Source organism: Micromonospora sp. C28SCA-DRY-2, assembly GCF_030519475.1.
Lineage (GTDB): Bacteria > Actinomycetota > Actinomycetes > Mycobacteriales > Micromonosporaceae > Micromonospora.
Map to the genome: position 1 here is coordinate 1 of NZ_JAUMKD010000002.1, position 22898 is coordinate 22898.

17 protein-coding genes and 1 pseudogene are annotated in these 22898 nt (G+C 76.2%); 8 read left to right on the forward strand and 10 right to left on the reverse strand.

What is annotated here, in order from left to right; translation table 11 throughout:
- A partial coding sequence (gene aspS / locus Q3W71_RS08380; protein ID WP_302918753.1) for an aspartate--tRNA(Asn) ligase occupies window positions 1-1250 on the reverse strand: 1250 nt, incomplete at its 3' end.
- Between the two features lie 412 nt (window positions 1251-1662).
- On the opposite strand from aspS, the gene lipA reads away from it, so the two are divergent.
- Entirely contained in the window at window positions 1663-2658 is a 996-nt protein-coding gene (lipA, locus tag Q3W71_RS08385; protein WP_302918754.1) for a lipoyl synthase, read from the forward strand.
- Window positions 2659-2806: 148 nt separating this feature from the next.
- Window positions 2807-4456, forward strand: a pseudogene (locus Q3W71_RS08390) (hypothetical protein); the annotation flags it as partial.
- A gap of 80 nt (window positions 4457-4536) precedes the next feature.
- Here the strand turns inward: Q3W71_RS08390 and Q3W71_RS08395 are convergent.
- Window positions 4537-7431, reverse strand: a complete 2895-nt coding sequence (locus Q3W71_RS08395; protein ID WP_302918756.1) for a helix-turn-helix transcriptional regulator — start codon at window positions 7429-7431, stop codon at window positions 4537-4539.
- A 275-nt stretch (window positions 7432-7706) separates the two neighbouring features.
- On the reverse strand, window positions 7707-7874 hold the full coding sequence (locus tag Q3W71_RS08400) for a hypothetical protein (protein ID WP_302918757.1): 168 nt from the start codon (window positions 7872-7874) through the stop codon (window positions 7707-7709).
- Window positions 7875-8083: 209 nt separating this feature from the next.
- Here Q3W71_RS08400 and Q3W71_RS08405 point away from each other — a divergent pair, with 209 nt between their 5' ends.
- Window positions 8084-8773: a DUF4191 domain-containing protein gene (locus Q3W71_RS08405; protein ID WP_302918758.1), complete on the forward strand. Its 690-nt coding sequence runs from the start codon at window positions 8084-8086 to the stop codon at window positions 8771-8773.
- 143 nt (window positions 8774-8916) lie between these two features.
- Here Q3W71_RS08405 and Q3W71_RS08410 read toward each other — a convergent pair whose 3' ends face one another.
- A complete protein-coding gene (locus Q3W71_RS08410; protein WP_302918759.1) occupies window positions 8917-9309 on the reverse strand; it encodes an RDD family protein in 393 nt (130 codons plus the stop codon).
- Window positions 9310-9573: 264 nt separating this feature from the next.
- Between Q3W71_RS08410 and glnA the strand changes: the two genes are divergently transcribed.
- The 3 genes from glnA (at window position 9574) to Q3W71_RS08425 (ending at window position 12455) form a co-directional block, all read left to right on the forward strand.
- Window positions 9574-10998, forward strand: coding sequence for a type I glutamate--ammonia ligase (gene glnA / locus Q3W71_RS08415; protein WP_302918760.1), 1425 nt, complete (start codon window positions 9574-9576; stop codon window positions 10996-10998).
- A 132-nt stretch (window positions 10999-11130) separates the two neighbouring features.
- A complete protein-coding gene (locus tag Q3W71_RS08420; protein ID WP_302918761.1) occupies window positions 11131-11496 on the forward strand; it encodes a PadR family transcriptional regulator in 366 nt (121 codons plus the stop codon).
- Window positions 11493-12455, forward strand: coding sequence for a hypothetical protein (locus Q3W71_RS08425; protein WP_302918762.1), 963 nt, complete (start codon window positions 11493-11495; stop codon window positions 12453-12455). Before Q3W71_RS08420 ends, Q3W71_RS08425 begins: the two co-directional genes overlap by 4 nt.
- Before the next feature lie 53 nt (window positions 12456-12508).
- Here Q3W71_RS08425 and mptB (Q3W71_RS08430) read toward each other — a convergent pair whose 3' ends face one another.
- Both mptB (Q3W71_RS08430) and mptB (Q3W71_RS08435) read right to left on the reverse strand, forming a co-directional pair.
- Window positions 12509-13945, reverse strand: coding sequence for a polyprenol phosphomannose-dependent alpha 1,6 mannosyltransferase MptB (gene mptB / locus Q3W71_RS08430; protein WP_302919633.1), 1437 nt, complete (start codon window positions 13943-13945; stop codon window positions 12509-12511).
- A 116-nt stretch (window positions 13946-14061) separates the two neighbouring features.
- The gene (gene mptB, locus Q3W71_RS08435) at window positions 14062-15465 is read right to left on the reverse strand and encodes a polyprenol phosphomannose-dependent alpha 1,6 mannosyltransferase MptB (RefSeq protein ID WP_302918763.1); all 1404 of its coding nucleotides are present in this window, start codon (window positions 15463-15465) and stop codon (window positions 14062-14064) included.
- Window positions 15466-15509: 44 nt separating this feature from the next.
- Here mptB (Q3W71_RS08435) and Q3W71_RS08440 point away from each other — a divergent pair, with 44 nt between their 5' ends.
- On the forward strand, window positions 15510-17249 hold the full coding sequence (locus tag Q3W71_RS08440) for a hypothetical protein (RefSeq protein WP_302918764.1): 1740 nt from the start codon (window positions 15510-15512) through the stop codon (window positions 17247-17249).
- A gap of 4 nt (window positions 17250-17253) precedes the next feature.
- On the opposite strand, the gene Q3W71_RS08445 is transcribed toward Q3W71_RS08440, so the two are convergent.
- The 3 genes from Q3W71_RS08445 to Q3W71_RS08455 form a co-directional block, all read right to left on the reverse strand.
- The gene (locus tag Q3W71_RS08445; protein ID WP_302918765.1) at window positions 17254-20424 is read right to left on the reverse strand and encodes a bifunctional [glutamine synthetase] adenylyltransferase/[glutamine synthetase]-adenylyl-L-tyrosine phosphorylase; all 3171 of its coding nucleotides are present in this window, start codon (window positions 20422-20424) and stop codon (window positions 17254-17256) included.
- On the reverse strand, window positions 20421-21191 hold the full coding sequence (locus Q3W71_RS08450) for a type 1 glutamine amidotransferase (protein WP_302918766.1): 771 nt from the start codon (window positions 21189-21191) through the stop codon (window positions 20421-20423). Before Q3W71_RS08450 ends, Q3W71_RS08445 begins: the two co-directional genes overlap by 4 nt.
- Window positions 21192-21263: 72 nt before the next feature.
- Complete coding sequence (locus Q3W71_RS08455) at window positions 21264-21875, reverse strand: TetR/AcrR family transcriptional regulator (protein WP_302918767.1); 612 nt, start codon at window positions 21873-21875, stop codon at window positions 21264-21266.
- Window positions 21876-21952: 77 nt separating this feature from the next.
- On the opposite strand from Q3W71_RS08455, the gene Q3W71_RS08460 reads away from it, so the two are divergent.
- On the forward strand, window positions 21953-22369 hold the full coding sequence (locus tag Q3W71_RS08460; protein WP_302918768.1) for a VOC family protein: 417 nt from the start codon (window positions 21953-21955) through the stop codon (window positions 22367-22369).
- Window positions 22370-22464: 95 nt separating this feature from the next.
- Here Q3W71_RS08460 and Q3W71_RS08465 read toward each other — a convergent pair whose 3' ends face one another.
- Entirely contained in the window at window positions 22465-22659 is a 195-nt protein-coding gene (locus Q3W71_RS08465; protein ID WP_302918769.1) for a GNAT family N-acetyltransferase, read from the reverse strand.
- Window positions 22660-22898 lie beyond the last annotated feature (239 nt).

Below are 22898 nucleotides of genomic sequence, written 5' to 3' on the forward strand. Positions count from 1 at the left end.
GTGACCTGGCGGATGTTGGGGACGGTCAGCAGGCGGGCGACGAAGCGTTCCAGGCCGATGGCGAAGCCGCCGTGCGGCGGCATGCCGTGCCGGAACGCGTCGACGTAGCCGGCGTACGGCTCGACCGGCTCGCCGCGCGCCGCGAGCGCCGCCAGGTAGTCGGCGTGCCGGTGCAGCCGCTGCCCGCCGGTCACCAGCTCCAGCCCCCGGAACAGCAGGTCGAAGCCGTTGGAGTAGGCCGGCCGCGCCGGGTCCGGATGGGTGTAGAAGGGCCGCTTCGCCATCGGGTAGCCGGTGACGAAGAGGAACTCCGAGCCGTGTTCCCGCCGGGCCCACTCCCCCAGCGCCCGCTCGTGCGCCGGGGCGAGGTCCGGCTCGTCGGCCGGCGCGCCGGCGATCTTCAGCGCCTCGGTGAAGTGCACCGCCGGGATCTCCGCCGGCACCTCGGGGGCCTCGACGCCGAGCGTGGCCAGCGCCGCACCGGCGCGCCCCGCCACCGCGTCGAGCATGCCGGCCAGGGTGTGCCGCAGCACGGCCATCACGTCCCGGTGGTCGGTGACGAAGCCCAGCTCGGCGTCGAGCGAGGTGTACTGCGCCAGGTGCCGGACGGTGTCGTGCGGCTCGGCCCGGAACACCGGCCCGACCTCGTAGACCCGCTCGAACACGCCCACCATCAGCTGCTTGTAGAACTGCGGCGACTGGGCCAGGTACGCGGGCCGGCCGAACCAGTCCAGCGCGAACACGTTCGCCCCGCTCTCGGTGGACGAGGCGACCACCTTCGGGGTGTGGATCTCCACGAAGTCGCGGGCGTCGAGCGCGGCGCGGAAGCCGGCCACGGCCGCCGCCGAGACGCGCAGCGCCGCCGACCGGGTCGGGTGGCGCAGCGCGACCGGCGCGTGGTCGAGCTGGGTGGGCAGGCTCGCGGTCAGTTCCGGCCGGAACAGGTCGAACGGGGGCGGCACGGCGGGCGGGCCGAGCGGTCGTACCACCGGCGCGGTGACCTCGACCCCGGCGGGCGCGGTGGCGTTCGCGACCGCCGTGCCGGTGACCTCGACGACTGTCTCCTCGGTCAGCGCCGCCAGTTGGGTGCGCACGGCCGGGTCGGTGACCACCACCTGGGCGAGCCCGGCGGCGTCCCGGACGATCAGGAAGGCCACCGACTTGAGCAGCCGGCGGCGGTGCACCCAGCCGGCAATCCGGACGGACCTGCCGACCTGGGCGGGAAGCTGGGCGGAAAGGATGCGTTGCACGGCGGTTACCTCCTCGATCAATCGCAACGCGATCCCCGGGAGGTGTGGGCGAGCGGGAACCTCGCGGTGCCACCACACCTTCGCCCCCGCGAACGGGAGCCTCGTTCGTCGCCTGGTGACCGGGGCCAGCCGGGCGGGGTCTACTGGGCGCGAGCGCCGTTCTTCCCGCAGCTCGGGAGGGTCTTCGCGGGCCGGCGCCAGACCGCCTCACAGCAACCGGCGGCTCTCTTCGACTGGCGGATCGGCCCGTTACTCGGCTCCGTCACAGCTTTGCCGGGCACGGTAGCAGGCCCGCCGGCCCGGATGTGACGCTTTTTCGGGGCGGCCGGGTGTCGACCGTCACAAGCCCCGCGGCGTGACGCCGGTCGCCCGACGTACATCGACGGCGGCCGTCGGGCGTAGGCTCGGATTCGTGACGATCGAGCACTCCGCGCCGACGACCGGCCCGGCCGCGCGTACCGCGACGCCCGCCCCCGAGGGGCGGCGCATGCTGCGGATCGAGGCGCGCAACGCCGAGACGCCGATCGAGCGCAAGCCGCCGTGGATCAAGGTCAAGGCCAAGATGGGCCCGGAGTACACCCAGCTGCGCGGGCTCGTCTCGCGCGAGGGGCTGCACACCGTCTGTCAGGAGGCCGGCTGCCCCAACATCTACGAATGCTGGGAGGACCGGGAGGCCACCTTCCTCATCGGTGGCGACCAGTGCACCCGCCGCTGCGACTTCTGCCAGATCGACACCGGAAAGCCGGCCGAGTTCGACGCCGACGAGCCGCGCCGGGTCGCCGAGTCGGTGGCCGCGATGGGCCTGCGCTACGCCACCGTCACCGGCGTGGCCCGCGACGACCTGCCCGACGGCGGCGCCTGGCTCTACGCCGAGACCGTGCGCCAGATCCACGCGCTCCAGGCCGGCTGCGGCGTGGAGCTGCTGATCCCCGACTTCAACGCCGACCCGGAGCAGCTCGCCGAGGTGTTCGGGTCGCGGCCCGAGGTGCTCGCGCACAACGTCGAGACCGTGCCGCGGATTTTCAAGCGGATCCGCCCGGCGTTCCGCTACGAGCGCTCGCTGGACGTCATCCGGCAGGCCCGCGCCGCCGGCCTGGTCACCAAGAGCAACCTGATCCTGGGCATGGGCGAGGAGCGGGTCGAGGTCTCGCAGGCGCTGCGTGACCTGCACGAGGCCGGCTGCGAGCTGATCACCATCACCCAGTACCTGCGCCCCTCCCCCCGGCACCACCCGGTCACCCGCTGGGTCAAGCCGGAGGAGTTCGTCGAGCTGCGCGAGGAGGCCGAGGAGATCGGCTTCGCCGGGGTGATGAGCGGGCCGCTGGTGCGCTCGTCGTACCGGGCCGGCCGGCTCTACCGGCAGGCGCTGGAGGCCCGCGAGGGCGCCACGGTGGGCACCGCCGGCTGACCCGCCGGCACCGCTGCCCGGCCCGCCGCCGGCCAGGTGCCATGATCGGCCCATGACCACGGGGGTACGCCAGCGGCGCCGCACCGCGCCGCGCGCGCTGCCGGGCGCCCGGTGGACCGGGCTGGCCGGGCTGCTCACCGTGGCGGCGATCGTGGCCGGGGTCGGCTACCGCCTCTGGCTGCTGCTGCACGACGCGCCGCCGACGAACAGCGACGAGGCCACCCTGGGCCTGGCCGCGCTGCACATCGCCCAGGGGCGCGAGTTCCCGGTCTGGTTCTACGGCCAGGAGTACATGGGGCCGCTGGAGGCGTACCTGGCCGCGCCGGTGTTCGCGCTGGCCGGGCCCTCCGTGCTCGGGCTGCGGCTGCCCACCCTGGCGCTGTACGCCCTGTTCGTGCTGCTCGCCTGGCGGCTGAGCGTGCGGCTCACCGGGGACCGGTGGTTCGCCCTGCTGGTGGTCGCGCTGCTCGCGCTCGGCTCCGACCGGATCGTGAAGAACCAGCTCATCGCCGGGGGCGGCTACCCCGAGATGAACGTGGCCGGGATGGCGCTCGCCCTGCTCGCGTACGACCTGGCCGCCGGGCGGCCGGGGCGCCGGCTGCCCCGCTGGGCGGCCTGGGGGTTCCTGGCCGGGCTGATGGCCTGGGTGGACCCGCTGGTGCTGCCGTACGTGGCGGCGACCGGCGCGGTGCTGCTCGGGTTCCGCCGGCGTGAGCTGCGCGGCCGGGCCGGCGCGCTGCTCGGGCTCGCCGCCGTGCTCGGCGCCGCGCCGCTGCTCGGGCACAGCCTGCTGACCGGCGGCAACCCGTTCGCCGCCGTACTCGCCGCCGGCGGCGCCGACCAGAGCGCCGGCTGGGCCGACCGGCTGCACGGCGCGCTGGTGCTCGGCCCGCCGCTGGGCATGGGCTTCTGCTCGCCGAGCCACTGCACCACCTGGCAGCTCTGGTGGGCGGTGGCCCTGCCGGTGCTGCTCGCGGTGGCCGGCGCCGCCGCCTGGCGCACCCTGCGCACCGGCGGCACCGGCGTGCATCCGCGGGTGGGGGCGGCGATCCGGCTCGCGCTCGTGCTGGGTGGCGTCGCCACGCTCGCCGTCTACGCCGTCAGCAGCGCCGCCGGGCGGACCCCGGTGGAGAGTTCGCGCTACCTGTCCTGCCTGCTGGTCTCCCTGCCCGCCCTGCTCTGGCCACTCTGGACCGCCGCCCGGGGCGCGAGGTCACGAGCCGCGGCTGAACCGGCCGGCACCGGACCGGACACCCGAACCGCCGGTCGGGATGCCGGGCCGGCCGGTGACGCGCGGAGCGCTGACCCGAGGTCAGGCGTCCGACCGGCGGCACGGCGGTCGGCCGGGCCGGACGCGACAGGCTGGCGGCCGGGCGCGCTCCGGGTCGCGGCGGTCGGCGTGCTCGCGGCGACCGCCGGCACCGCCGTCGTCGCCACGGCCGGCGCGATCGGCACCGCCCCGGCCGTGCGGGCCGCCGAGGCCCGGCACGCCGCGCTCGTGGCCACCCTGCGCGAGCGCGGCGTCCGGCACGTCTACGGCGGCTACTGGACCTGCAACCGGCTCACCTTCGCCAGCGCCGAGGACGTGGTCTGCGCGGTGGTCCACGACGACCTGAGTCCCGGCCACGACCGTTACCTGCCGTACCGGCGGGCGGTGCGGCAGGCGGCGGCTCCCGCCTGGGTCGCGCCCGTCGGCTCGCCGTTGGCCGCCCGCCTCGACCAGCGGACCCGCGCCGAGCCGGACCGCCTGACGCCCGTCACCATCGACGGCTGGCGCATCTACCTCCCGCAACCCTGACCCCCGCCGCCCGCTCGGTCCCGGAACGAGTGGCTGTCCCGCACGGGATGGCCACTCGCTCCGGGACCGTGCGCGAGCCGTCAGGAGGCGGCGGGTTCGGCGAGGAGGCCGAGGCGGTGGGCGAGCGCGGCGGCCTCGACCCGGTTGCTCACGTCGAGCTTGGCGATGATCCGGGACACGTGCACGCTCGCCGTCTTCGGCGAGATGAACAGCTCCTCGGCGATCCGGCTGTTGCTGTGCCCCTCGGCGACCAGCCGCAGCACCTCGCGTTCGCGCAGGGTGAGCAGGTCGGCGCCGGGGCGGCCGCGGGTCGCGCCGCGCAGCCCGACCCGCCGGGCCAGGGTGGCCGCCCGCTCGGCCAGCGGCGGCGCACCGAGCCGGTCGGCGATCGCGGCGACCTCGGCCACCGCTGCCGACACCTCGTCCCGCTCGCCGGCCGCGGCGGCCGCCTCGGCCAGCGAGAGCAGCGCCCGGCCGAGCGGCCAGGGCTGCCCGTCGGCGCGCCACGCGCTCACCGCCGTCCGCCAGGCGGCCAGCGGGTCGTCCCCGGCGGCGACGGTGGCGGCCAGCTCGGCGGCGTGCGCCCGCTCGGCGGGGAACCGGACCGGCACGCTGGCGGCGAGCGCGGTGACCCGGGCGACCAGCGACTCGTCGTCGAGCTGCCGGGCGGTCCGGGCCAGCGCGGTCAGCACCGGCCAGGCGTACCGGGGGCAGCCGGGCAGGTCGGGGTCGACCAGCGCCGCCTCGGCCGCGCGCCGCGCCTCGGTACGGTCGTCGGCGGCCAGCGCCGCCTCCAGGCGCAGCTCCAGCAGCGGCAGCCGCTGGTGCGCGTGCAGGTAGGGGCGGTTCAGGAAGCCCAGCGCCCGGCCGACCGCCTCGTCCGCGCCCGGGTGCCCCTGGGCCAGCCGCTGCCCGGCGCGCAGTTGCAGCCAGTGCAGGCCGGAGACGCCCGGCGGGTCGATCCGGGCCGCCTCGGCGCAGATCTCCTCGGCCTCCGTCCACCGGCCCAGCGCCAGCAGCGCCTCAGCCTGGTTGGACAGCAGGTACGCGCCGGTGGACCGGCTGATCCCGACCCGGCGGGCCTCGGTCACCCCGTCCGCGGCCGCCTGCGCCGACTCGGCGTACCGGCCGAGTTCGAAGAGCACGTCGGAGCGGTAGACCAGCGCGGTGACCAGGCTCTCGGCGTTGCCGGCGGCCCGGGCCAGCTGCTCGGCCCGGTCCACCTCGGCCAGCCCCAGGTCGGCCGAGTCATGCCGGTGGCAGAGCACCGCCAGCTGCACCGGCAGCATCGTCTGGTCGATCCCCGACTCCTGCGCCGCGGCCAGCACCTCGGCCGCGAGCCGGGTGCCGTCGACCGGGTCGATCCGGGCCAGCTGGGCGGTGATGCCGGCGAGCAGGCGCAGCCGCTCCGGCCCGTCCGGCACCCGCCCGGCCAGCCGGTACGCCTTCCGCAGCTCGGCGGCGCCGTCGGCCTTGCCGAGCATGGCCAGCATCCGGGCGTGCCGGTCGAGCAGGCCGGCGGCACGCAGCGGCTCGGCGTCGGCGTCGACCTCGGCCAGCGCGGCCCGGGCCAGGGTGAGCGCCCGCTTGTAGTCACCGGCGGTGGTGGCGGCGGCCAGCGTCTCCTCCAGCACCGCCAGGTGGTCCATGCCGAGCCGGTCGGCCGCGTCGGGCACCAGTTCCCAGAGCTCCAGCACCCGTTCCAGCAGCCGGCTCTGCTCCGCGTACGCGTACCGCTCGGCGGCGGCGCGGGCCGCGGCGCGGGCGGTCACCAGGGCCCGGGGGTGGTCGTGCGCGGCGTACCAGTGGTGGGCGATCTCGGCCGGCGCGCGGCCGGCGGGGACCAGGTGCGGCTGCGCCTCGATGGCGGCGGCGAACCGGGCGTGCAGCCGGGCGTGCTCGCCGGGGAGCAGTTCGTCGTGCACCGCCTCGCGGACCAGCGCGTGCCGGAACTCGTAGTCGCCGTCCGGGTCGGCCACCACCAGCTGGGCGGCGACGGCGGCGCGCAGCGCGTCCTCCAGCTCCGCCTCGGGCAGGCCGGCGACCTGGGCGATCAGCTGGTGGGCGAAGCGGGTGCCGCCGGCCGCGGCGATCCGCAGCACCCGCTGGGCCGCGTCGGGCAGCCGGTCCACCCGGGCCAGCAGCAGGTCGCGCAGGGTGTCCGGAAGGGCGGCACAGCCGATCGGGTCACCGGCGGCGGCCAGTTCCTCGATGAAGAACGGGTTGCCCTGGGTGCGGTCGTGCACGTCCTCGACGGCGCGGGCGGCCGGCTCGGCGCCGAGCAGGTCGGTCAGGATCGCGGCGGTGCCGTCCCGGTCCAGGCGGCCCAGTTCGACCCGCTCGACGCCGCGGGCGCGGTCCAGTTCGGCCAGGAAGGGGCGCAGCGGGTGCCCGCGGTGCAGTTCGTCGGTGCGGTACGTGCAGACCAGCAGCAGCCGGGCGGTGCGGGCGGCCCGGACCAGGAAGCCGATCAGGTCGCGGGTGGACCGGTCGGCCCAGTGCAGGTCCTCGATCACCAGCACCAGCGGCTGCGCCGCGGCGAGCCGGTGGAACAGCCCGGCGACCAGGTCGAACAGGTAGCCGCGGGGAGCGTCGGAGGTCGGTACGGCGGCGGGCACGGCGACCCCGGCCGGGACCCGGGCCAGCTCCGGCAGCAGCCGGGCGAACTCCCCCTCGTACCCGTCGAGGACGCCCGGGCCGTCCTGGCGCAGCACGTCGCGCAGCGCAGCGGCGAACGGCGCGAACGGCAGGCCCGCCTCGCCCAGCTCCAGGCACTGGCCGACGAGCAGCCGCGCCCCGGCGGCGGTGGCCAGCCCGCCGAACTCCTCCAGCAGCCGGGTCTTGCCCACCCCGGCCTCGCCGCCGACCAGCACCGTGGTCGGCTCCCCGGTGCGCGCCCGGGCGAGGGCGTCGCGCAGGGCCGCCAGTTCACTCTGGCGGCCGACGAGGACGGAGCTGGCGGCGCGTACGGTCACGGCTCCGAGCATGCCACGGCCGGCGCCGCCGCCGTCCACGGAGATCAACCCGCCGGCCGGCGGCGCGTCGGCGGCCGGCGCGGCCGGTGCGTCGGGTGTGTCGGGTGCGGCCACGGCGGACCGGTCGGGCGCCGCCGGCGGCACGAGACCGGCCGGCGCGGCGGGCCGGTCCGGCGTGGGGACGACACCGGCCGCCGGTGACTGGTCACCGGCGGCCGGGGTCGCGGGGCCGGCGGCCGGGCGGGCAGCGCCGGCCGCCGGCGGGGCGGGGGCGGTCACCGGCGGGCGTCGTCGGTACGGCCGGCCTGGCGGCGCCCCAGCCAGCCGCGTCCGCTGCGCCGGGCCACCGACCGGGCGAGCCGGTCGGCCGCCGCCTCGGCGCGCAGCTCGGCGGCGTGCGTGCGGTGCAGGGAGAGGATGAATTCCGCGTCGTTGCCGAACATGTCGGGCTCCTGTCGTGCGTCTCGGTCATCTGCTGACGTTGACTCTCCGCGCGAAGGTGGCCCCGGGGCATGGGCACGCTGCCTGATCTTCGCCCGCTCCCCCTCCTTACGCCGGCGCTCACCCGCCCGGTCGGCGCCGTAAGGTACTCAGCCCACCGAGCACCGGCCGCGGATCAACCCGGCGGTTGCCGACCACTAGACTCTGGGGCATGGCAAAGCCCCAGGAGAAGGTCTCGTTCGGCCAGCGGCTGAAGCAGATCGGGTTGGTGTTCAAGTTCACCGCCAAGCAGGACAGGTGGTTCGCGCCGCTGGCCGCCGCCGCGGTGCTGATCCCGCTCGCGCTCACCGTGGTCGCGGTGATCCTGTGGGGCTGGATCTGGCTGCCGATCGGCATCCTGCTGACGCTGCTCGCGCTGCTGATCGTGCTCAACCTGCGGTCCAACAAGGCCATGATGAACGCCGCCGAGGGCCAGCCGGGCGCGGCGGCCCAGATCATGGAGAGCATGCGGGGCGACTGGCGGGTGACGCCGGCGGTCAGCTCCACCACCCAGATGGACATGGTGCACCTGGTCATCGGCCGTCCCGGCGTGATCCTGCTGGCCGAGGGCAACCCGCAGCGGGTGCGCGGCCTGCTCGGCCAGGAGAAGCGCCGGCTGGCCAAGGTGATCGGCTCGGCGCCGCTCTACGACTACGTGATCGGCCAGGACGAGGGTGAGCTGCCCATCCGCAAGCTGCGGATGACGCTGATGCGGCTGCCGCGCAACCTGAGCGGCAAGGACGTCAACTCGCTGGACAAGCGGCTCAAGGCGCTCACCGCCCGGCCGCAGATGCCCAAGGGCGCCATCCCGAAGAACATGCGGCCGCCGCGGGGCGCCTTCCGCCAGACCCGCGGTCGCTGACCCACGACGTACGCGAGGAGCCGGGCCCGACGGGCCCGGCTCCTCGCGTAAGGGGCCCCTGCTCCCCTCGATCGTCTGACGCCCGGCCTGGGGGATCGGCCGTTTCCGCCCGGTCCGGGGACGACGAGCACGGCGCTTGCGGGTCAGGCGGCGGTGACCACCGAGCCGGTGAGGCGGTCGTGCAGGCCGCGGCGGTGCTGGTCCATCAGCAGCGCCGGCACCACCAGGGCCAGCAGCAGGCCCCGCAGCAGGGCCCGGACCAGGCCGATCCGGCCACCGTCGACCCAGGCGACGCAGCGGATCTTCGTGATGTACATGCCGGGGGTCTGCGCGAACAGGCCGAGGAAGAAGCCGTACTCGAGAACGAGCACCAGGACCGGCGCCCAGCCGTCGCGCACCGGGTCGGCGAAGAAGTTCGAGACCAGCAGGCAGAGCACCCAGTCGATGATCAGGGCCCCGAACCGGCGGCCCAGGCTCGGCGGGGTGAAGGCGGAATCCGCGGCGGGCGGCACGGGGCGGTCTTGCGACGTGGTCACAGCGCTCAGGGTAGCCAGGCCCGTCGGCCGTTTCTCGGCTGGGACCGGCCGCTCCACCGCGCAAAAACGGACCAACCCCGTCAAGTGTCAATACACTGGCACAGCCGGTTGCTTCCGGCCGGCCGTCCCAGCCAGGTTGACCGGCGCGGATGACGCTCCGCGAGGGACGTAACACGGCAGAAACACTCAAGACACGGCCGGGCAACCGCGCGGCCATAGCGTCGCCAGCAGCCTAGCTACCCCGTGGACGTGCCAGGAGGACGTGTGTTCGCCAATCCCGAGGAACTCCTGCGATACCTCAAGAACGAGGACGTGAAGTTCGTCGACGTACGTTTCTGTGACCTGCCCGGCGTGATGCAGCACTTCAACCTGCCGGTGGAGTCCGTCGCCGACGACCTCTTCACCGACGGGCTCGCGTTCGACGGCTCGTCGATCCGCGGCTTCCAGGCGATCCACGAGTCGGACATGCTCCTGCTCCCGGACGTCGCCACCGCCTTCATCGACCCGTTCCGGGCGCAGAAGACGCTCGCCCTGAACTTCTTCATCCACGACCCGTTCACCCGCGAGCCCTACAGCCGCGACCCGCGCAACGTGGCGAAGAAGGCCGAGGCCTACCTGGCGGCCAGCGGCATCGCCGACACCGCGTACTTCGGCGCGGAGGCGGAGTTCTACATCTTCGACTCGATCCGCCACGAGACCTCCGCGCACCAGTCGTACTACTACATCGACTCGATCGAGGGCGCCTGGAACACCGGCCGCGACGAGGAGGGTGGCAACCGCGGTTACAAGACCGCGTACAAGGGCGGCTACTTCCCGGTGCCGCCGGTGGACCACTACGCCGACCTGCGGGACAGCATCGTGCGCCGGCTGGTCGACACCGGCTTCACCGTGGAGCGCTCGCACCACGAGGTGGGCACCGCCGGCCAGTCCGAGATCAACTACAGGTTCTCCACCCTGCTGCACGCGGCCGACCAGCTCCAGCTCTTCAAGTACATCGTGAAGAACGAGGCCTGGGCGAACGGCAAGACCGCGACCTTCATGCCGAAGCCGCTCTTCGGCGACAACGGCTCCGGCATGCACACCCACCAGAGCCTCTGGCTGAACGGCGAGCCGCTGTTCTACGACGAGACCGGCTACGCCGGGCTCTCCGACACCGCCCGCTGGTACATCGGCGGCCTGCTGCACCACGCGCCGTCGCTGCTGGCGTTCACCAACCCGACGGTCAACTCGTACCGTCGACTGGTGCCGGGCTTCGAGGCGCCGGTCAACCTGGTCTACTCGCAGCGCAACCGTTCCGCCTGCACCCGCATCCCGGTGACCGGCAGCAACCCGAAGGCCAAGCGCGTCGAGTTCCGGGTGCCGGACCCGTCGGCCAACGTCTACCTCGCCTTCTCGGCGATGATGATGGCCGGCCTGGACGGCATCAAGAGCAAGATCGAGCCGCCGGCGCCGATCGACAAGGACCTGTACGACCTGCCGCCGGAGGAGTGGGGCGACGTCAAGCAGGTGCCGGGCTCGCTGCCCGCCGTGCTCGACTCGCTCGAGGCCGACCACGACTACCTGCTCGACGGCGGCGTCTTCACGCCGGACCTGATCTCGACCTGGATCGAGTGGAAGCGGACCAACGAGGTCGACCCGGTGCGCCTGCGCCCGACCCCGCACGAGTTCGCGCTCTACTTCGACTGCTGAGGCACTCGACCGACACCGGCCGGGCCGGCTCCGCGACGCGCGGGGCCGGCCCGGCCGTTCCGTAGCCGTCCGGCCCGACCCGCCATCATGTAACGCCCCCCGATATACCTTCGCGTCCGTTATATTGCCGGCATGGACACACCGCTACGGGAGCCCACGTTCCTGATCCTCACCGCGCTCGCGGGCGAGCCGCTGCACGGCTACGGCCTGATCCGCGAGGTGGCCGCCCTCTCCGAGGGCCGCGTCTCGCTGCGCCCCGGCACGCTCTACGGTGCGCTCGACCGGCTGGTCGACGCCGGCCTGGTCGAGGTCGACCGGGAGGAGGTGGTGGACGGCCGGCTGCGCCGCTACTACCGCCTCTCCCCCGCTGGCAGCACCACCCTGGCCGCCGAGACCGAGCGGCTGCGCCGCAACGTCGAGGCGGCCACCGCCCGGCTGCGCGGCCGCTCCGGCACCGCCCGGTCGCTCGCCCCGCGTACCGCCGGAGGGCTGGCATGAGCGACCTGGAACGGCGTTACCTGCGGTTGCTGCGCGCGTACCCGGCCGGGTACCGGCGAGCGCGCGGGGCCGAGATCGTCGGCACGTACCTCGACCTCGCCGACCCGGACCGGCGCTGGCCGTCCCTCGCGGACGCCGCGGACCTGCTGCGCGGCGGCCTGCGTCAGCGGCTGCGCGCCGCCGGCGCCGCCGACCTGCTTCCAGGCGTACGCCTGGCCGCCGTCCTCGCGTTCCTCACCGCCACCTCGCTCGCGGCGGCCTGGTCGGTGCTGGAGCTGCGGCCTCCGGCCGATCTCAGCCTGCCCACCGCGAGGCCGTTCGTCTCGCTCGGCATCGGGGCGTGGATCGCCTGGCTGCTCGCCGCGGTCGGGTACGCGCTGGCCCCCGGTCGCTGGACCCGCCGTGCCGTCGCGCTCGCCCTGCTCCTCACCCTCGGCCTCGTTCCCGCCGCCCCGCTGGTCGGCCTGCCCCGCCCGCCGCTGTTCGTCCTGCTGCCGCAGATCGCGTTGGGCCTGGTCGCGCTCGGCCTACCGGACGCGCTGCCGGCGCCGCTGCGGGCGGCGCCACCGGTGGCCGTGGGCGTCGTCGCCCTCGCGGGGACCAACCTGCACCTGCTGTCCCCGCAGCGGTTCGCCGGGAGCTACTACATCTCGACGGCCGTGCCGGTGCTGCCGGTTGCCGCCGTCGCGCTGCTCGCGGTGGCGCTGCTGCTGGCGGCGGGGTTCGCCGTGCGCACCGATCACCGGGGCGTCTGGGCGGCGCTGATCCTGCTCACCCCCATCGGCCTGCTGGCGCTGCAGCCGCTGGCCGGAGTGGTGGACGGGGTCGGCACGACCGTCGCGGTCTGGTCCGAACTCGCCGCGACGGCCGTCGTGATCGGGGTGCTCGGGCCCGCGCTGCTGCCGCTGGCGCTCGCCCTCCGCCGCCCGACCCGTTCCCCCCGCCCCACTTCCCGCTGACCCCCGCCCCCGCCCCCGCCCGCCGGTCAGGAGGAGCTGTCGATCCGCCGACCTCAAGGCCGACCGGGCGGGGGTCCGGAGGCGTGGGCGCGCGGCCCTCGGGCGCGGGTCACGGTCAGGACGACCAGGAGCACGAGGACCAGCGCGGTCATCGCGATCGCGCCCGGGGCCTTGGTGAACCGGGCCAGGGTGGTGCCGTCGGGCAGGGTGAGGAACGCGGCGAGCGCGCAGGGCAGCACGAACCAGGTGGTCCGGGCCACGGCGACGGCGAGCAGCGCGAGGGGCCAGGTGAGGTACCAGGGGTGGACGACCGGGGCCAGGGCGACGGTGGCGGCCAGCGCCAGCCCGGCGGATCGCAGCGCCACCCGGGGGCGGGCCGCCTCGATCCGGGCCACCCGCTGCCGGACGTCGTTCAACCGGCGCAGCGCCCGCCACGCCCGCCACCAGAGCACCACCAGCAGCACGGCGAGCAGCAGCAGCGCCACCGCCCGGACCACCGGCACCGCGCCCGGTTCCCGGCCGACCAGCGCGCCGGCGTAGTCGACGACGAAGCCCACCGCGGTCGGCGGTGAGGTCCACTGCTCCGAGTCGCCGGTGCGGACCAGCCCGCCGACCCAGCCGACGCCGAGCCCGGCGGCCAGCGCGGTGACCGCGAGCGCGGCGAGCACCCCGCCGGCCAGCCAGCCGGCGGCGCGCAGCAGCGCCGCGAGCGTGTAGCGGCCGTGCACCGCGGCCAGCGCCGCGAACGGCAGCACCACCAGCGCGGTGGCCTTCACCGTCACCGCCAGCCCGAGCAGCGCCCCGGCGACCAGCAGCGCCCGCGGCCGCCCGGGCAGCCGGACCAGCACCAGCAGGGCGAGCGTCAGCAGGCCGAGCAGCACCGCGTCGTTGTGCGCGCCGGCCAGCAGGTGCACCCCGACCAGCGGGCAGGCCAACACCAGCCAGGCCGCGCGGCGCACCGGCACCCCGGCGGCCCGGGCCAGCCCCGGCAGGCAGAGCGCGGCCAGCAGCATCCCGGCCAGCGCGACCAGTCGCAGCGCCACCACGGTGCCGACCAGTCCGCCGCCTAGGGTCACCGCGAGCGCGGCGAGCAGCACGAAGAACGGCCCGTACGGGGCCGGGGTGTCCCGCCAGATCGGCGCGACCGCGTCCACCCACGGGCAGCCCGCCCCGGCCACGCCGGTGGCGTACGGGTCGGCGCCGTGCGCGTACGCCCAGCCCTGGCAGGCGTAGGAGTAGACGTCCCGGCTGCCCAGGGGCGGGGTGAGCAGCAGCGGCACCCCCCAGAGCCCGGCGGTGCGGTACGCCCACCCGGTCGACGGGGCGCCCCGGCGCAGCGCCCACCACGCGCCGGCCAGCAGCACCGTGCCGACCAGCCACCCGGCGACGACCAGCGGGCCGCGGTCGCCGCGCCAGATCGGCGCGGTGGCGGTGCCCGGCAGCGCGCCACCGAGCCAGCCGGTGACGGCCAGCAGCACCGCCCCGGCCAGGCCGGCCCAGCGGGCGAGCCGGGCGGCGCCGGGTGACGGCGCTGCGGCGGGCGACGACGGGGCGGCGGGCGGCGGGGCGGGCGGGGCGCCGGGATCGCTCACCGGCGCACCTTCCCTCAGTCGACGGCGACCGGCCGGCGGGCCGCCCGAGCCGACCGTACCAAGCGAACCGCCACCACGATCACCAACAGCGTCATCAGCGGGGCGCCGACGGTCTTGGTGTACCGGGGCAGGCCGGTGCCGTCGGCCAGCACCAGGAACGCCGAGACCAGCGCCACCACGGTGAACCAGCCGGTCCGGTGCCGCGCGGTGGCCGCAAGCACGGTCAGCGGCCAGATCCAGTACCAGGGGTGGAAGAGCGGGGCCAACGCCACCGTGGCGGCCAGCGCCAGCCCGGCGTGCCAGAGCGGGTCCCGGGTGCGGGCCCGCCACCAGAGCCAGATCAGCACCAGCGCGAGCACCGCCATCCCGATCCCGCGGGTGACCGGGAGCGGGTCGCCGTGCCAGCCGAACGGCGCGGCGAGATAGGCCACGGTCTGCCCCACCGCCGTCGAGGGCGAGGTCCAGGCGATCACCAGGCCGCCCTGCTCCAGCCCGGCGATCCAGCCGAAGTCCAGGCCGGCGGCGAGGGTCACCCCGACCACCGCGGCGACCGCCCCGCCGACCACCCAGCCGCCGTCGCGCAGCAGCGCCCGGATCGAGTACGCCCCGACGATCGCGGCCAGCGCCGCGAACGGCACCACGACCAGCGCTGTCACCTTCACCGCGCCGGCCAGCCCGAGCAGCGCACCGCCGGCGAGCAGCGGGCCGGGCCGACCGGGCCGGGACACCACCACCGCCAACCCGGCCACCAGCAGGCCCACCATCAGCGCGTCGTTGTGCGCCCCGGAGACCAGGTGCACGGCGACCAGCGGGCAGGCCAGCGCCAACCAGAGCGCCCGGCCGACCGGCACCCCGCACCGGCGGGCCAGCACCGGCAGGCAGGCCGCGGTCAGCGCCACCCCGGCGACCGCGATCAGCCGGAACAGCACGATGCTGGCGGTCAGCGACCCGGTCGCCGCCACCACCGCGCCGGAGAGCATCACGAACAGCGGCCCGTACGGGGCCGGGGTGTCCCGCCAGATGTAGGAGATGGTGTCCAGCCACGGGCAGGGCAGCGCCGACACGCCCTGCTCGTACGGGTTGATCCCGGCCGCGTAGCTGGCGCCCTGGCAGGCGTACGCGTAGACGTCCCGGCTGCCCAGCGGCGGCGCGAACAGCAGCGGCAGCAGCCAGAGCCCGACGGTGACCAGGGCCCACCGGGCCGACGGCACCCGGTCGCGCAGCGTCCACCAGGCGTACGCCATCAGCCCGGTGCCGACCAGCCAGGTGGCGATGATCAGCGGTCCGTTGGGGCCCCGCCAGATGCTGACCGGGGTGGGGCGCAGGTCTCCGTCGGGCAGCGCGCCGCCGAGCACGGCGGCGACGGCGAGCAGCGCCGAACCCGCCAGGCCGGTCCAGCGCGCGAGGTGGTGAGGCACGCCCGACATGCTGCCAGTACGGTGGTCGCGGTACGGAGGTGGGCATGCGGCGCTCTCGGGTGGTGGCGGTGGCCGCCGCGTCCGCCGCCGTCCTCGGGGTGGTCTACCTCACCCTGCCGCCGATGGGCTCCGACCTCTCCGCCCAGGTGGCCCGGGCCGACTTCTTCGCCGCGAACGGCCTCGCCCCGGTCGACCTGCGCTGGTACGGCGGCGTGCAGCAGTTCGGCTACAGCCTGCTCGCCCAGCCGGTGATGGCGCTCCTCGGGGTGCGGGTCACCGGCGCGCTGGCGCTGCTCGGGGCGGCGAGCGCGTTCGCCGCGCTGCTGGTCCGCACCCGGGTTCCCCGCCCGCTGCTCGGCAGCCTGGTCGGGGTGCTCACCATCGCCGGCAACCTGGTCTCCGGCCGGGTCACCTACGGCCTCGGGGTCGCGTTCGGGCTCGGCGCGCTGCTCGCGCTCACCCTGCCCGGCCGCGCCGGTCCGGAGACCGGGCCGGCCGCTCCGGACGGCGTCCCCGGCGGGCGGCCCACGCGGTCGGTCCCGGACGCCGGCCACAGCCGGTGCGCGGCGGGCCGGGTTGGCCGTCCGGCGCTGCCGCGGCTCGGGCTGGCCGCGGCCGGGGCGCTGCTGGCCTCGGCGACCAGTCCGGTGGCCGGCCTCTTCGTCGGCCTGGCCGGGGCGGCGCTGCTGCTCACCCGCCGGTACGCCGACGGCCTGACCCTCGGCGTGGCGGCCGCGCTGCCGCTCGGCGTGACCGCGCTGCTCTTCGGCGACGGCGGCTGGATGAACATCAGCCGCACCGACACCGTCCGGGCGGTGGTGACCAGCCTGCTGGTCGCCGCGCTGGTGGCGTACCGGCCGGTGCGGGTGGGCGCGCTGCTCTCGGCGGCCGGGGTGGCGGCGGCCGCGCTGGTGCACACCCCGGTCGGGCTGAACGCGACCCGGCTGGCGGTGATGTTCGGGCTGCCCGTGCTGGCCGCCACCGCCCGGCCCCCGGCCTGGCTCACCCGCCGGCTGCCGGGCGCCGCGAGCCGGGCCGCCGGGCCGGGCGCGAGCCGACCGGCCGGCGGGCCGCAGCGGCGGCGGGGGCGGGTGCTGCCCGCCGGCGCGCTGGCCGCGCTGCTGGTGGCGGTCTGCGTCTGGCAGCCGCCGGTGGTCCCCGCCGACCTGCGCGGCGTCGGCGGCCCGACCACCCGGCCCGGCTACTTCGCCCCGCTGCGGTCGTGGCTGGACGGGCAGCGGCTCACCGGCCGGGTCGAGGTGCCGCCGACCCGCGACTACTGGGAGGCCGCGGCGCTGGGCGAGGTGCCACTGGCCCGGGGCTGGCTGCGGCAGGCCGACATCGACCGCAACCCGCTCTTCTTCACCACCGTGCCCGGCGCGGCCGGCACCGGGGTACCGCTGACCCCGGCGAGCTACCGGGCCTGGCTGGCCGAGAACGCCGTGCAGTACGTCGCGGTCCCCGACGCCCCGCTGTCCTGGGTGGGCCGGGCCGAGGCGGAGCTGGTGACCGGCGGGCTGCCGTACCTGACCCCGGTCTGGTCCGGCCGGCACTGGCGGGTCTGGGCGGTCGCCGACCCGACCCCGATCGTCGGCGCCCCCGCCGAACTGGTCGGCCACGACGGCGCGACGCTGACCTTCCGCGCCCCGGCCGCCGGCACCGTGCCGGTGCGGGTGCGGCACAGCCGCTGGCTGACCGCGTCCGGCGGGGCGACGGTGGCGGCCGACGGCGAGTGGACGGCGGTCACCGTGCCGCGCGCCGGCAGCTACACGCTGGGCAGCTGACCGGTCAGCTCTCCAGCACCCGTTCCATCGCCGCCCGGGAGCGCCGGCCGGTGCGCAGGTACTCGTCGAGGAACTCGCCGGGATCGTCCCGGCCGAGCAGCCGGACCACGCCGGCCAGCTCCACGCCGTGCCGGGGCAGCTGGTCGCCGGCCCGGCCGCGGACCAGCATCAGCGCGTTGCGGACCTGCGCGGCCAGGGTCCAGCCGGCGGCCATCGCCGCGGCGTCCGCCGGGTCGACCAGGCCCGCGTCCCGGGCCGCCGCGAGGGCGTCGAGGGTACGCGTGCCGCGCAGCGCCCGGTTCGCCCCGCCGTGGCGCAGCTGGAGCAGCTGCACCGCCCACTCGACGTCGGCCAACCCGCCCCGGCCCAGCTTGGTGTGGGTGGCCGGGTCGGCACCCCGGGGCAGCCGCTCGTGCTCCACCCGCGCCTTGATCCGGCGGATCTCGACGACCTGCTCGCGGGTCAGCCCGTCGGCCGGGTAGCGGACCGGGTCGACCAGCGCCTCGAACTCGGCGCCCAGGTCCGCGTCGCCGCAGACGAAGCGGGCCCGCAGCAGCGCCTGCGCCTCCCACACCCGGGACCAGCGGGCGTAGTACTGGGCGTAGGCGGCGAGGCTGCGCACCAGGGGCCCCTGCCGGCCCTCCGGGCGCAGGTCCGCGTCCACGCCGAGCGGCGGGTCGGGGGCGGGCAGGGCGAGCAGCCGACGCAGCTCCTCGGCGATGGCGTGCGCGGCCGCGCTGGCCGCGCTCTCGGCGGCGCCCTCCGGCGGGGCGTAGACGAAGAGCACGTCCGCGTCGGAGAGGTAGTTCGACTCGTACCCGCCGAGCCGGCCCATGCCGATCACCGCGAACCGCAGCCCGGGCAGCTCGGGCCGGCTGGCCCGGGCGACGCGCAGCGCCGCGGCCAGCGTGGCGTCGGTGACGTCGGCCAGCGCCGTGCCCACCCTGGCGATGTCGGTCAGCGCCGGCGCGGCGCGCCCCGCGCCGTCCGGCCGGGGCGGGGCGGGGGCCAGCGAGCCGGCCCGGCTCAGCACGTCGGCGCAGGCCAGCCGGACCAGTTCCCGGCGGCGCAGCGCGCGGACCGCCCCGGTGGCCTCGACCGGGTCGGCGTGCCGGGCGGCGGCGGCCGCGAACCCCTCGCAGAGCACCTCGCGCGGGCGCGGGGTCAGCTCGCTCTCCTCGGCCAGCAGCCGCAGCGCCTCCGGCTCCCGGGCCAGCAGGTCGGCGGCGTACCGGGAGGAGGAGAGCACCCGGGCCAGCCGGCGGGCGACCGGCCCCTCGTCGCGCAGCAGTCGCAGGTACCAGGGGGTGCTGCCGAGCTTGTCGGAGACCTGCCGGTAGTTGAGCAGGCCGCGGTCCGGTTCGGGGGCGTCGGCGAACTCGCTGAGCAGCACCGGCAGCAGGGTGCGCTGGATGGCGGCGGTGCGGCTCACCCCGCCGGTGAGGGCCTGGAGGTGGCGCAGCGCCCCGGCCGGGTCGGCGAAGCCGAGGATCTCCAACCGGTGCCGGGCCGCCTCCGGGGTCAGCCGCAGCCCGTCGGCGGGCACCCGGGCCACCGACTCGAGCAGCGGCCGGTAGAGCAGCTTGGCGTGCAGCCGACGTACCTCGGTGGCGTGGGTGACCCACTCGGCGCGGAACTCCTCGACGGCGCTGCGGCCCGGCGTGGCCTGGTAGTCGAGCGCGGCGGCCAGCCAGCGCAGCGCGGCCGGCTCGGTGGGCACGGTATGGGTGCGGCGCAGGCCCTGCAACTGGAGGCGGTGCTCGACCGTCCGCAGGAACCGGTAGCCGCGCAGCAGCGCCTCGCCGTCGGCCCGGCCCACGTAGCCGCCGGCCACCAGCGCGCGCAGCGCCGGGATGGTGCCGGGCACCCGCAGCGACTCGTCACCGCGGCCGTGCACCAGTTGCAGCAGCTGCACGGCGAACTCGATGTCGCGCAGCCCGCCCGGGCCGCGCTTGATCTCGCGCTCCAGCTCCTTCGGCGGGATGTTGTCGATGATCTTCCGGCGCATGGCGCGGACGTCCTCGACCGCCTCCGGCCGCTCGGCCGCCCGCCACACCAGCGGGGCGAGCTGGTCGATCCACTCCCGCCCCAGCGCCGGGTCGCCGGCGGCCGGCCGGGCCTTGAGCAGCGCCTGGAACTCCCAGGTGCGGGCCCAGCGCCGGTAGTAGGCCAGGTGGCTGGCGAGGGTACGCACCAGCGGCCCCCGGTTGCCCTCCGGGCGCAGCGCGGCGTCGACCGGCCAGGCGACCAGCCCGCAGATGTGGATCAGGCGGGTGGCGACAGTGGTGGCCGCGGGCAGGTCGGCGTCCTCGGCGGCCACGAAGATGACGTCCACGTCGGAGACGTAGTTCAGCTCGTCGCCGCCGCACTTGCCCATCGCCACCACGGCCAGCCGGGGGCGGGGCGCGTCCGCCGGCAGCTCACCGACCGCTATCCGGTACGCCGCCGCGAGGGTGGCGTCGGCCAGCGCGGAGAGCGCCGCCATGGTCTGCTCCAGGCCCCGCCCGCCGGTCAGGTCGGCCGCCGCGATCCGCAGCAGCGCCAGCCGGTACGCCCGGCGCAGCACGGCGATCGGGTTGCCCTCACCGGCGAGGTCGAGCCGCCCCTCGGCGGTCGGCGCGAGCCCGTCCGGCGCGGTGCGCAGCGCCGTCCACTGGTCCGGGTTGGCCACCAGGTGGTCGCCGAGCGCCGAGGAGGCGCCCAGCACCGCGACCAGTCGCCGCCGCAGGCCCGGGTCGTCGCCGAGCGCCGCCAGCAGCGCCGAGCCGGCGCCGATCCCGGCTGCGGATTCCGCCGCGCCGCCGGCCTGGTCCCCGATCCCGCCGGTGCCCCCGCGCTGTCCGGCGGCGGTCGCGGCCCCGCCGGTGCCGGCGGGTTGTCCGGCGGCAGCGGTCGCGGCCCGGTTGCCGGTCGCGCTGTCGCCGGTCGGGTTCGCCCGGTGCTCGGCCTCCACCAGGCGGTGCAGTTGGCGCAGCGCCAGGTCGGGGTCGGCCGCCCGGGACAGCGCCGCCAGCAGCTCCGCCGCCGGCTCGTCGGCCGGTTCCTGGGTGTCCGGCCGCCAGAGGCCCAGCCCGTCGGGGCCGAGCAGGTCGGCCGCCCGCGCTCCGCCGTCGTCCTCGCCGATCCCGAAGCCGTAGCGGGCCAGCCGCCCGGCGGCCCTGGTCGGCCGGCTCATCCCTGCCCGAGCAGCGGCAGGCTGCGCCGCGGCCCGCTGTCGTCCAGCTCGCCGAGGGCCAGCGCGGCGAACCGGGCGGCGAACGGCTGCCAGACCTCCTCGACGTCGGCCATCACCCCGTGGCAGGCGGCCACCACCAGCTCCGGGTCGTAGCCCAGCTCGGCCAGCATTGTCGAGTCGCTGGCCCAGTCGGCGATCATCGCGGTGTCGCACTCGATGTGGAACTGCAGCCCCCAGGCCCGGTCGCCGAGGCGGAACGCCTGGTGCGGGTAGCGGGTGGAGGCGGCCAGCAGGGTCGCGCCGCGCGGCAGTTCGGTGATCTCGTCGGCGTGCCACTGGAGCACGTCCGGGATCAGCGGCACGTACCGGAAGAGCGGGTCGGCCTCGGCGGCGTCCCGCCGGCCGACCACGGCCGGGCCGATCTCGGGCCCGGACGGGCTGCGTTCCACCTGGCCGGCGTGCGCGGTGGCCAGCAGTTGCGCGCCCAGGCAGATGGCCAGCGTGGGCACCCGGTGCCGGACGGCCTTGCGGAGCAGCCCCTCCACGGCCGGGAACCAGGGCGCGCCGGGCGACCCGTCCGGCAGCGGGTACGCCTGCTGCTCGCCGCCGAGCACCACCAGCGCCGCGTACCCCTCCAGATCGGCGGGGAGTTCGTCGCCCGCGTGCGGGCGCACCACCCACAGCTCCAGCCCGGCCTCGGTCAGCCACTCGCCCAGCCGGCGCGCGTCGTCGGTCGGGTCGTTCTCGATCACCAGCGCGGTTGCCACGCCGTCGAGGCTAGCCGGTGCGCCGCCGCACCCCGGAACGGCACCACGCCCGCCAGCCGCACACCGTTGCTGTCATCCGGCGCGACGGGCGGGGGCCGGGGTGCGCAGGGCATCCAGCATGCGGGACAGCGCCGCCCAGGTGTCATCGAGGGCGGCCGGATCCGTCGTCCCGGCCAGCCAGAGCGCCGCCTCGTTCATGGCGCCGGAGAGCAGCCGCGCCAGGGGCGCGACCGGCTGCCGGCCGATCGTCCCGGACTCGACCAGCTCGGTCAGCGCCTCGGCCAGGTGCCGGCCGGAGGTCGCCTCGTCCAGCGCGCGCCACTCGTTCCAGCCGAGCACCGCCGGGCCGTCGACCAGCATGATCCGTTGCAGCTGCGGATCGGTGCTCGCGGTGAGGAAGGCCCGGCAACCGGCGGTGAACCGGGACCACGGGTCGTGGTGGGCGTCGGCGGCGCTGGCCACCCGGTCGGCGACCTCCTGCTGCACCTGGGCGAGGACCGCGCGGAACAGGTCGGGCTTGCCGGTGAAGTGGTGGTAGAGCGCGCCCTTGGTGACCCCGGCGGCCTGGACGAGCTCCGCCAGGCCGACGGCCGCGTAGCCCTGGCCGGCGAAGAGCCGCCGCGCGTGGCGGACCAGCGCCGCCCGGGTCTGCGCGCGCTGCCGGGCCCGGATCCCCTGCGTCATCAACCCTCCATTGACATACCGATGGTACGCGAATTACCGTCCCTCACATACCGATGGTATGCGAAAGGGGCTCCGGCATGAACCTGACCAGCTTCTATCCGGTCGTCTGCACCGACCGGCTCATCGAGGCCCGCGACTTCTACCAGAAGCACCTGGGCTTCGAGACGACCTTCGAGGCCGACTGGTACGTCAGCCTGCGCCGCCCCGGCCCGCCGGAGTACGAACTGGCCCTGCTCGACCACCGGCACCCGACCCTGCCGGCGGCGTACCGGTCCCCGGTGCGCGGGCTGCTGCTCAACCTCGAGGTCGGCGACGTCGACGCCGAGTGGGAGCGCCTCGCCGTCCGGGCCGGCCTCCCCGTCGAGTTGGAGCTGCGCAGCGAGGACTTCGGCCAGCGGCACTTCATCCTGGCCGCCCCGGACGGCGTCCTGATCGACGTCATCACCCCCATCCCACCGACCGGGGAGTGGGCGCAGCGGTACGTCGCCGGTTGAGCCCTCCGGCGCGACCGGTGAACGGCTGCCGGAGCTCCTCGACGCCGGCCAGCAGGGGCCGAGGCGGTGGCCCGGTCGGCGGTGGTGCGCCGGGACTACCGGTCCGCCGGCCGGAAGGCGCCGGACACCTCGGTGTGCACGACCCAGCCGAGCCGCTGGTACAACGCACGACCCTCGTCGGTGGCGACCAGGATGCCGGTCCGCGCGCCGCGCCGCGCGGCATGGCGGTGCAGCGCCGCCATCACCACGCTGCCCAGCCCGCGCCGCCGGTGGGCCAGGTCCGGTGGCACCTGGTCGAGCCACGGCGTAGCCGCCGGCATTTTCGACGCGACCGGACGCGGCCCGGTCACCGTCGGCGTCGAGCACCGCCGCCACCACGCAGCGCCGTCTGGTGCCGACCTGGGCGGTACGGCGCGGCGGATCGACCGAGACCGACCGGGTCGACCGCGAGCGGGGCGGTCATCAGGTGACCCGGGACGTCCAGCCGCCACGCGGGCGGCAGCGCGGCGCGGAGCCCGGCGCGGTCGCC

What these genes read in the sequence shown, in the direction of transcription:
- Q3W71_RS08400 (WP_302918757.1), bottom strand. Translation starts at nt 7,874, where the DNA reads ATGTTCGGCAACGACGCGGAATTCATCCTCTCCCTGCACCGCACGCAC.
- Q3W71_RS08405 (WP_302918758.1), top strand. Translation starts at nt 8,084, where the DNA reads ATGGCAAAGCCCCAGGAGAAGGTCTCGTTCGGCCAGCGGCTGAAGCAG.
- Q3W71_RS08420 (WP_302918761.1), top strand. Translation starts at nt 11,131, where the DNA reads ATGGACACACCGCTACGGGAGCCCACGTTCCTGATCCTCACCGCGCTC.
- Q3W71_RS08425 (WP_302918762.1), top strand. Translation starts at nt 11,493, where the DNA reads ATGAGCGACCTGGAACGGCGTTACCTGCGGTTGCTGCGCGCGTACCCG.
- Q3W71_RS08440 (WP_302918764.1), top strand. Translation starts at nt 15,510, where the DNA reads ATGCGGCGCTCTCGGGTGGTGGCGGTGGCCGCCGCGTCCGCCGCCGTC.
- Q3W71_RS08445 (WP_302918765.1), bottom strand. Translation starts at nt 20,424, where the DNA reads ATGAGCCGGCCGACCAGGGCCGCCGGGCGGCTGGCCCGCTACGGCTTC.
- Q3W71_RS08455 (WP_302918767.1), bottom strand. Translation starts at nt 21,875, where the DNA reads ATGACGCAGGGGATCCGGGCCCGGCAGCGCGCGCAGACCCGGGCGGCG.
- Q3W71_RS08460 (WP_302918768.1), top strand. Translation starts at nt 21,953, where the DNA reads ATGAACCTGACCAGCTTCTATCCGGTCGTCTGCACCGACCGGCTCATC.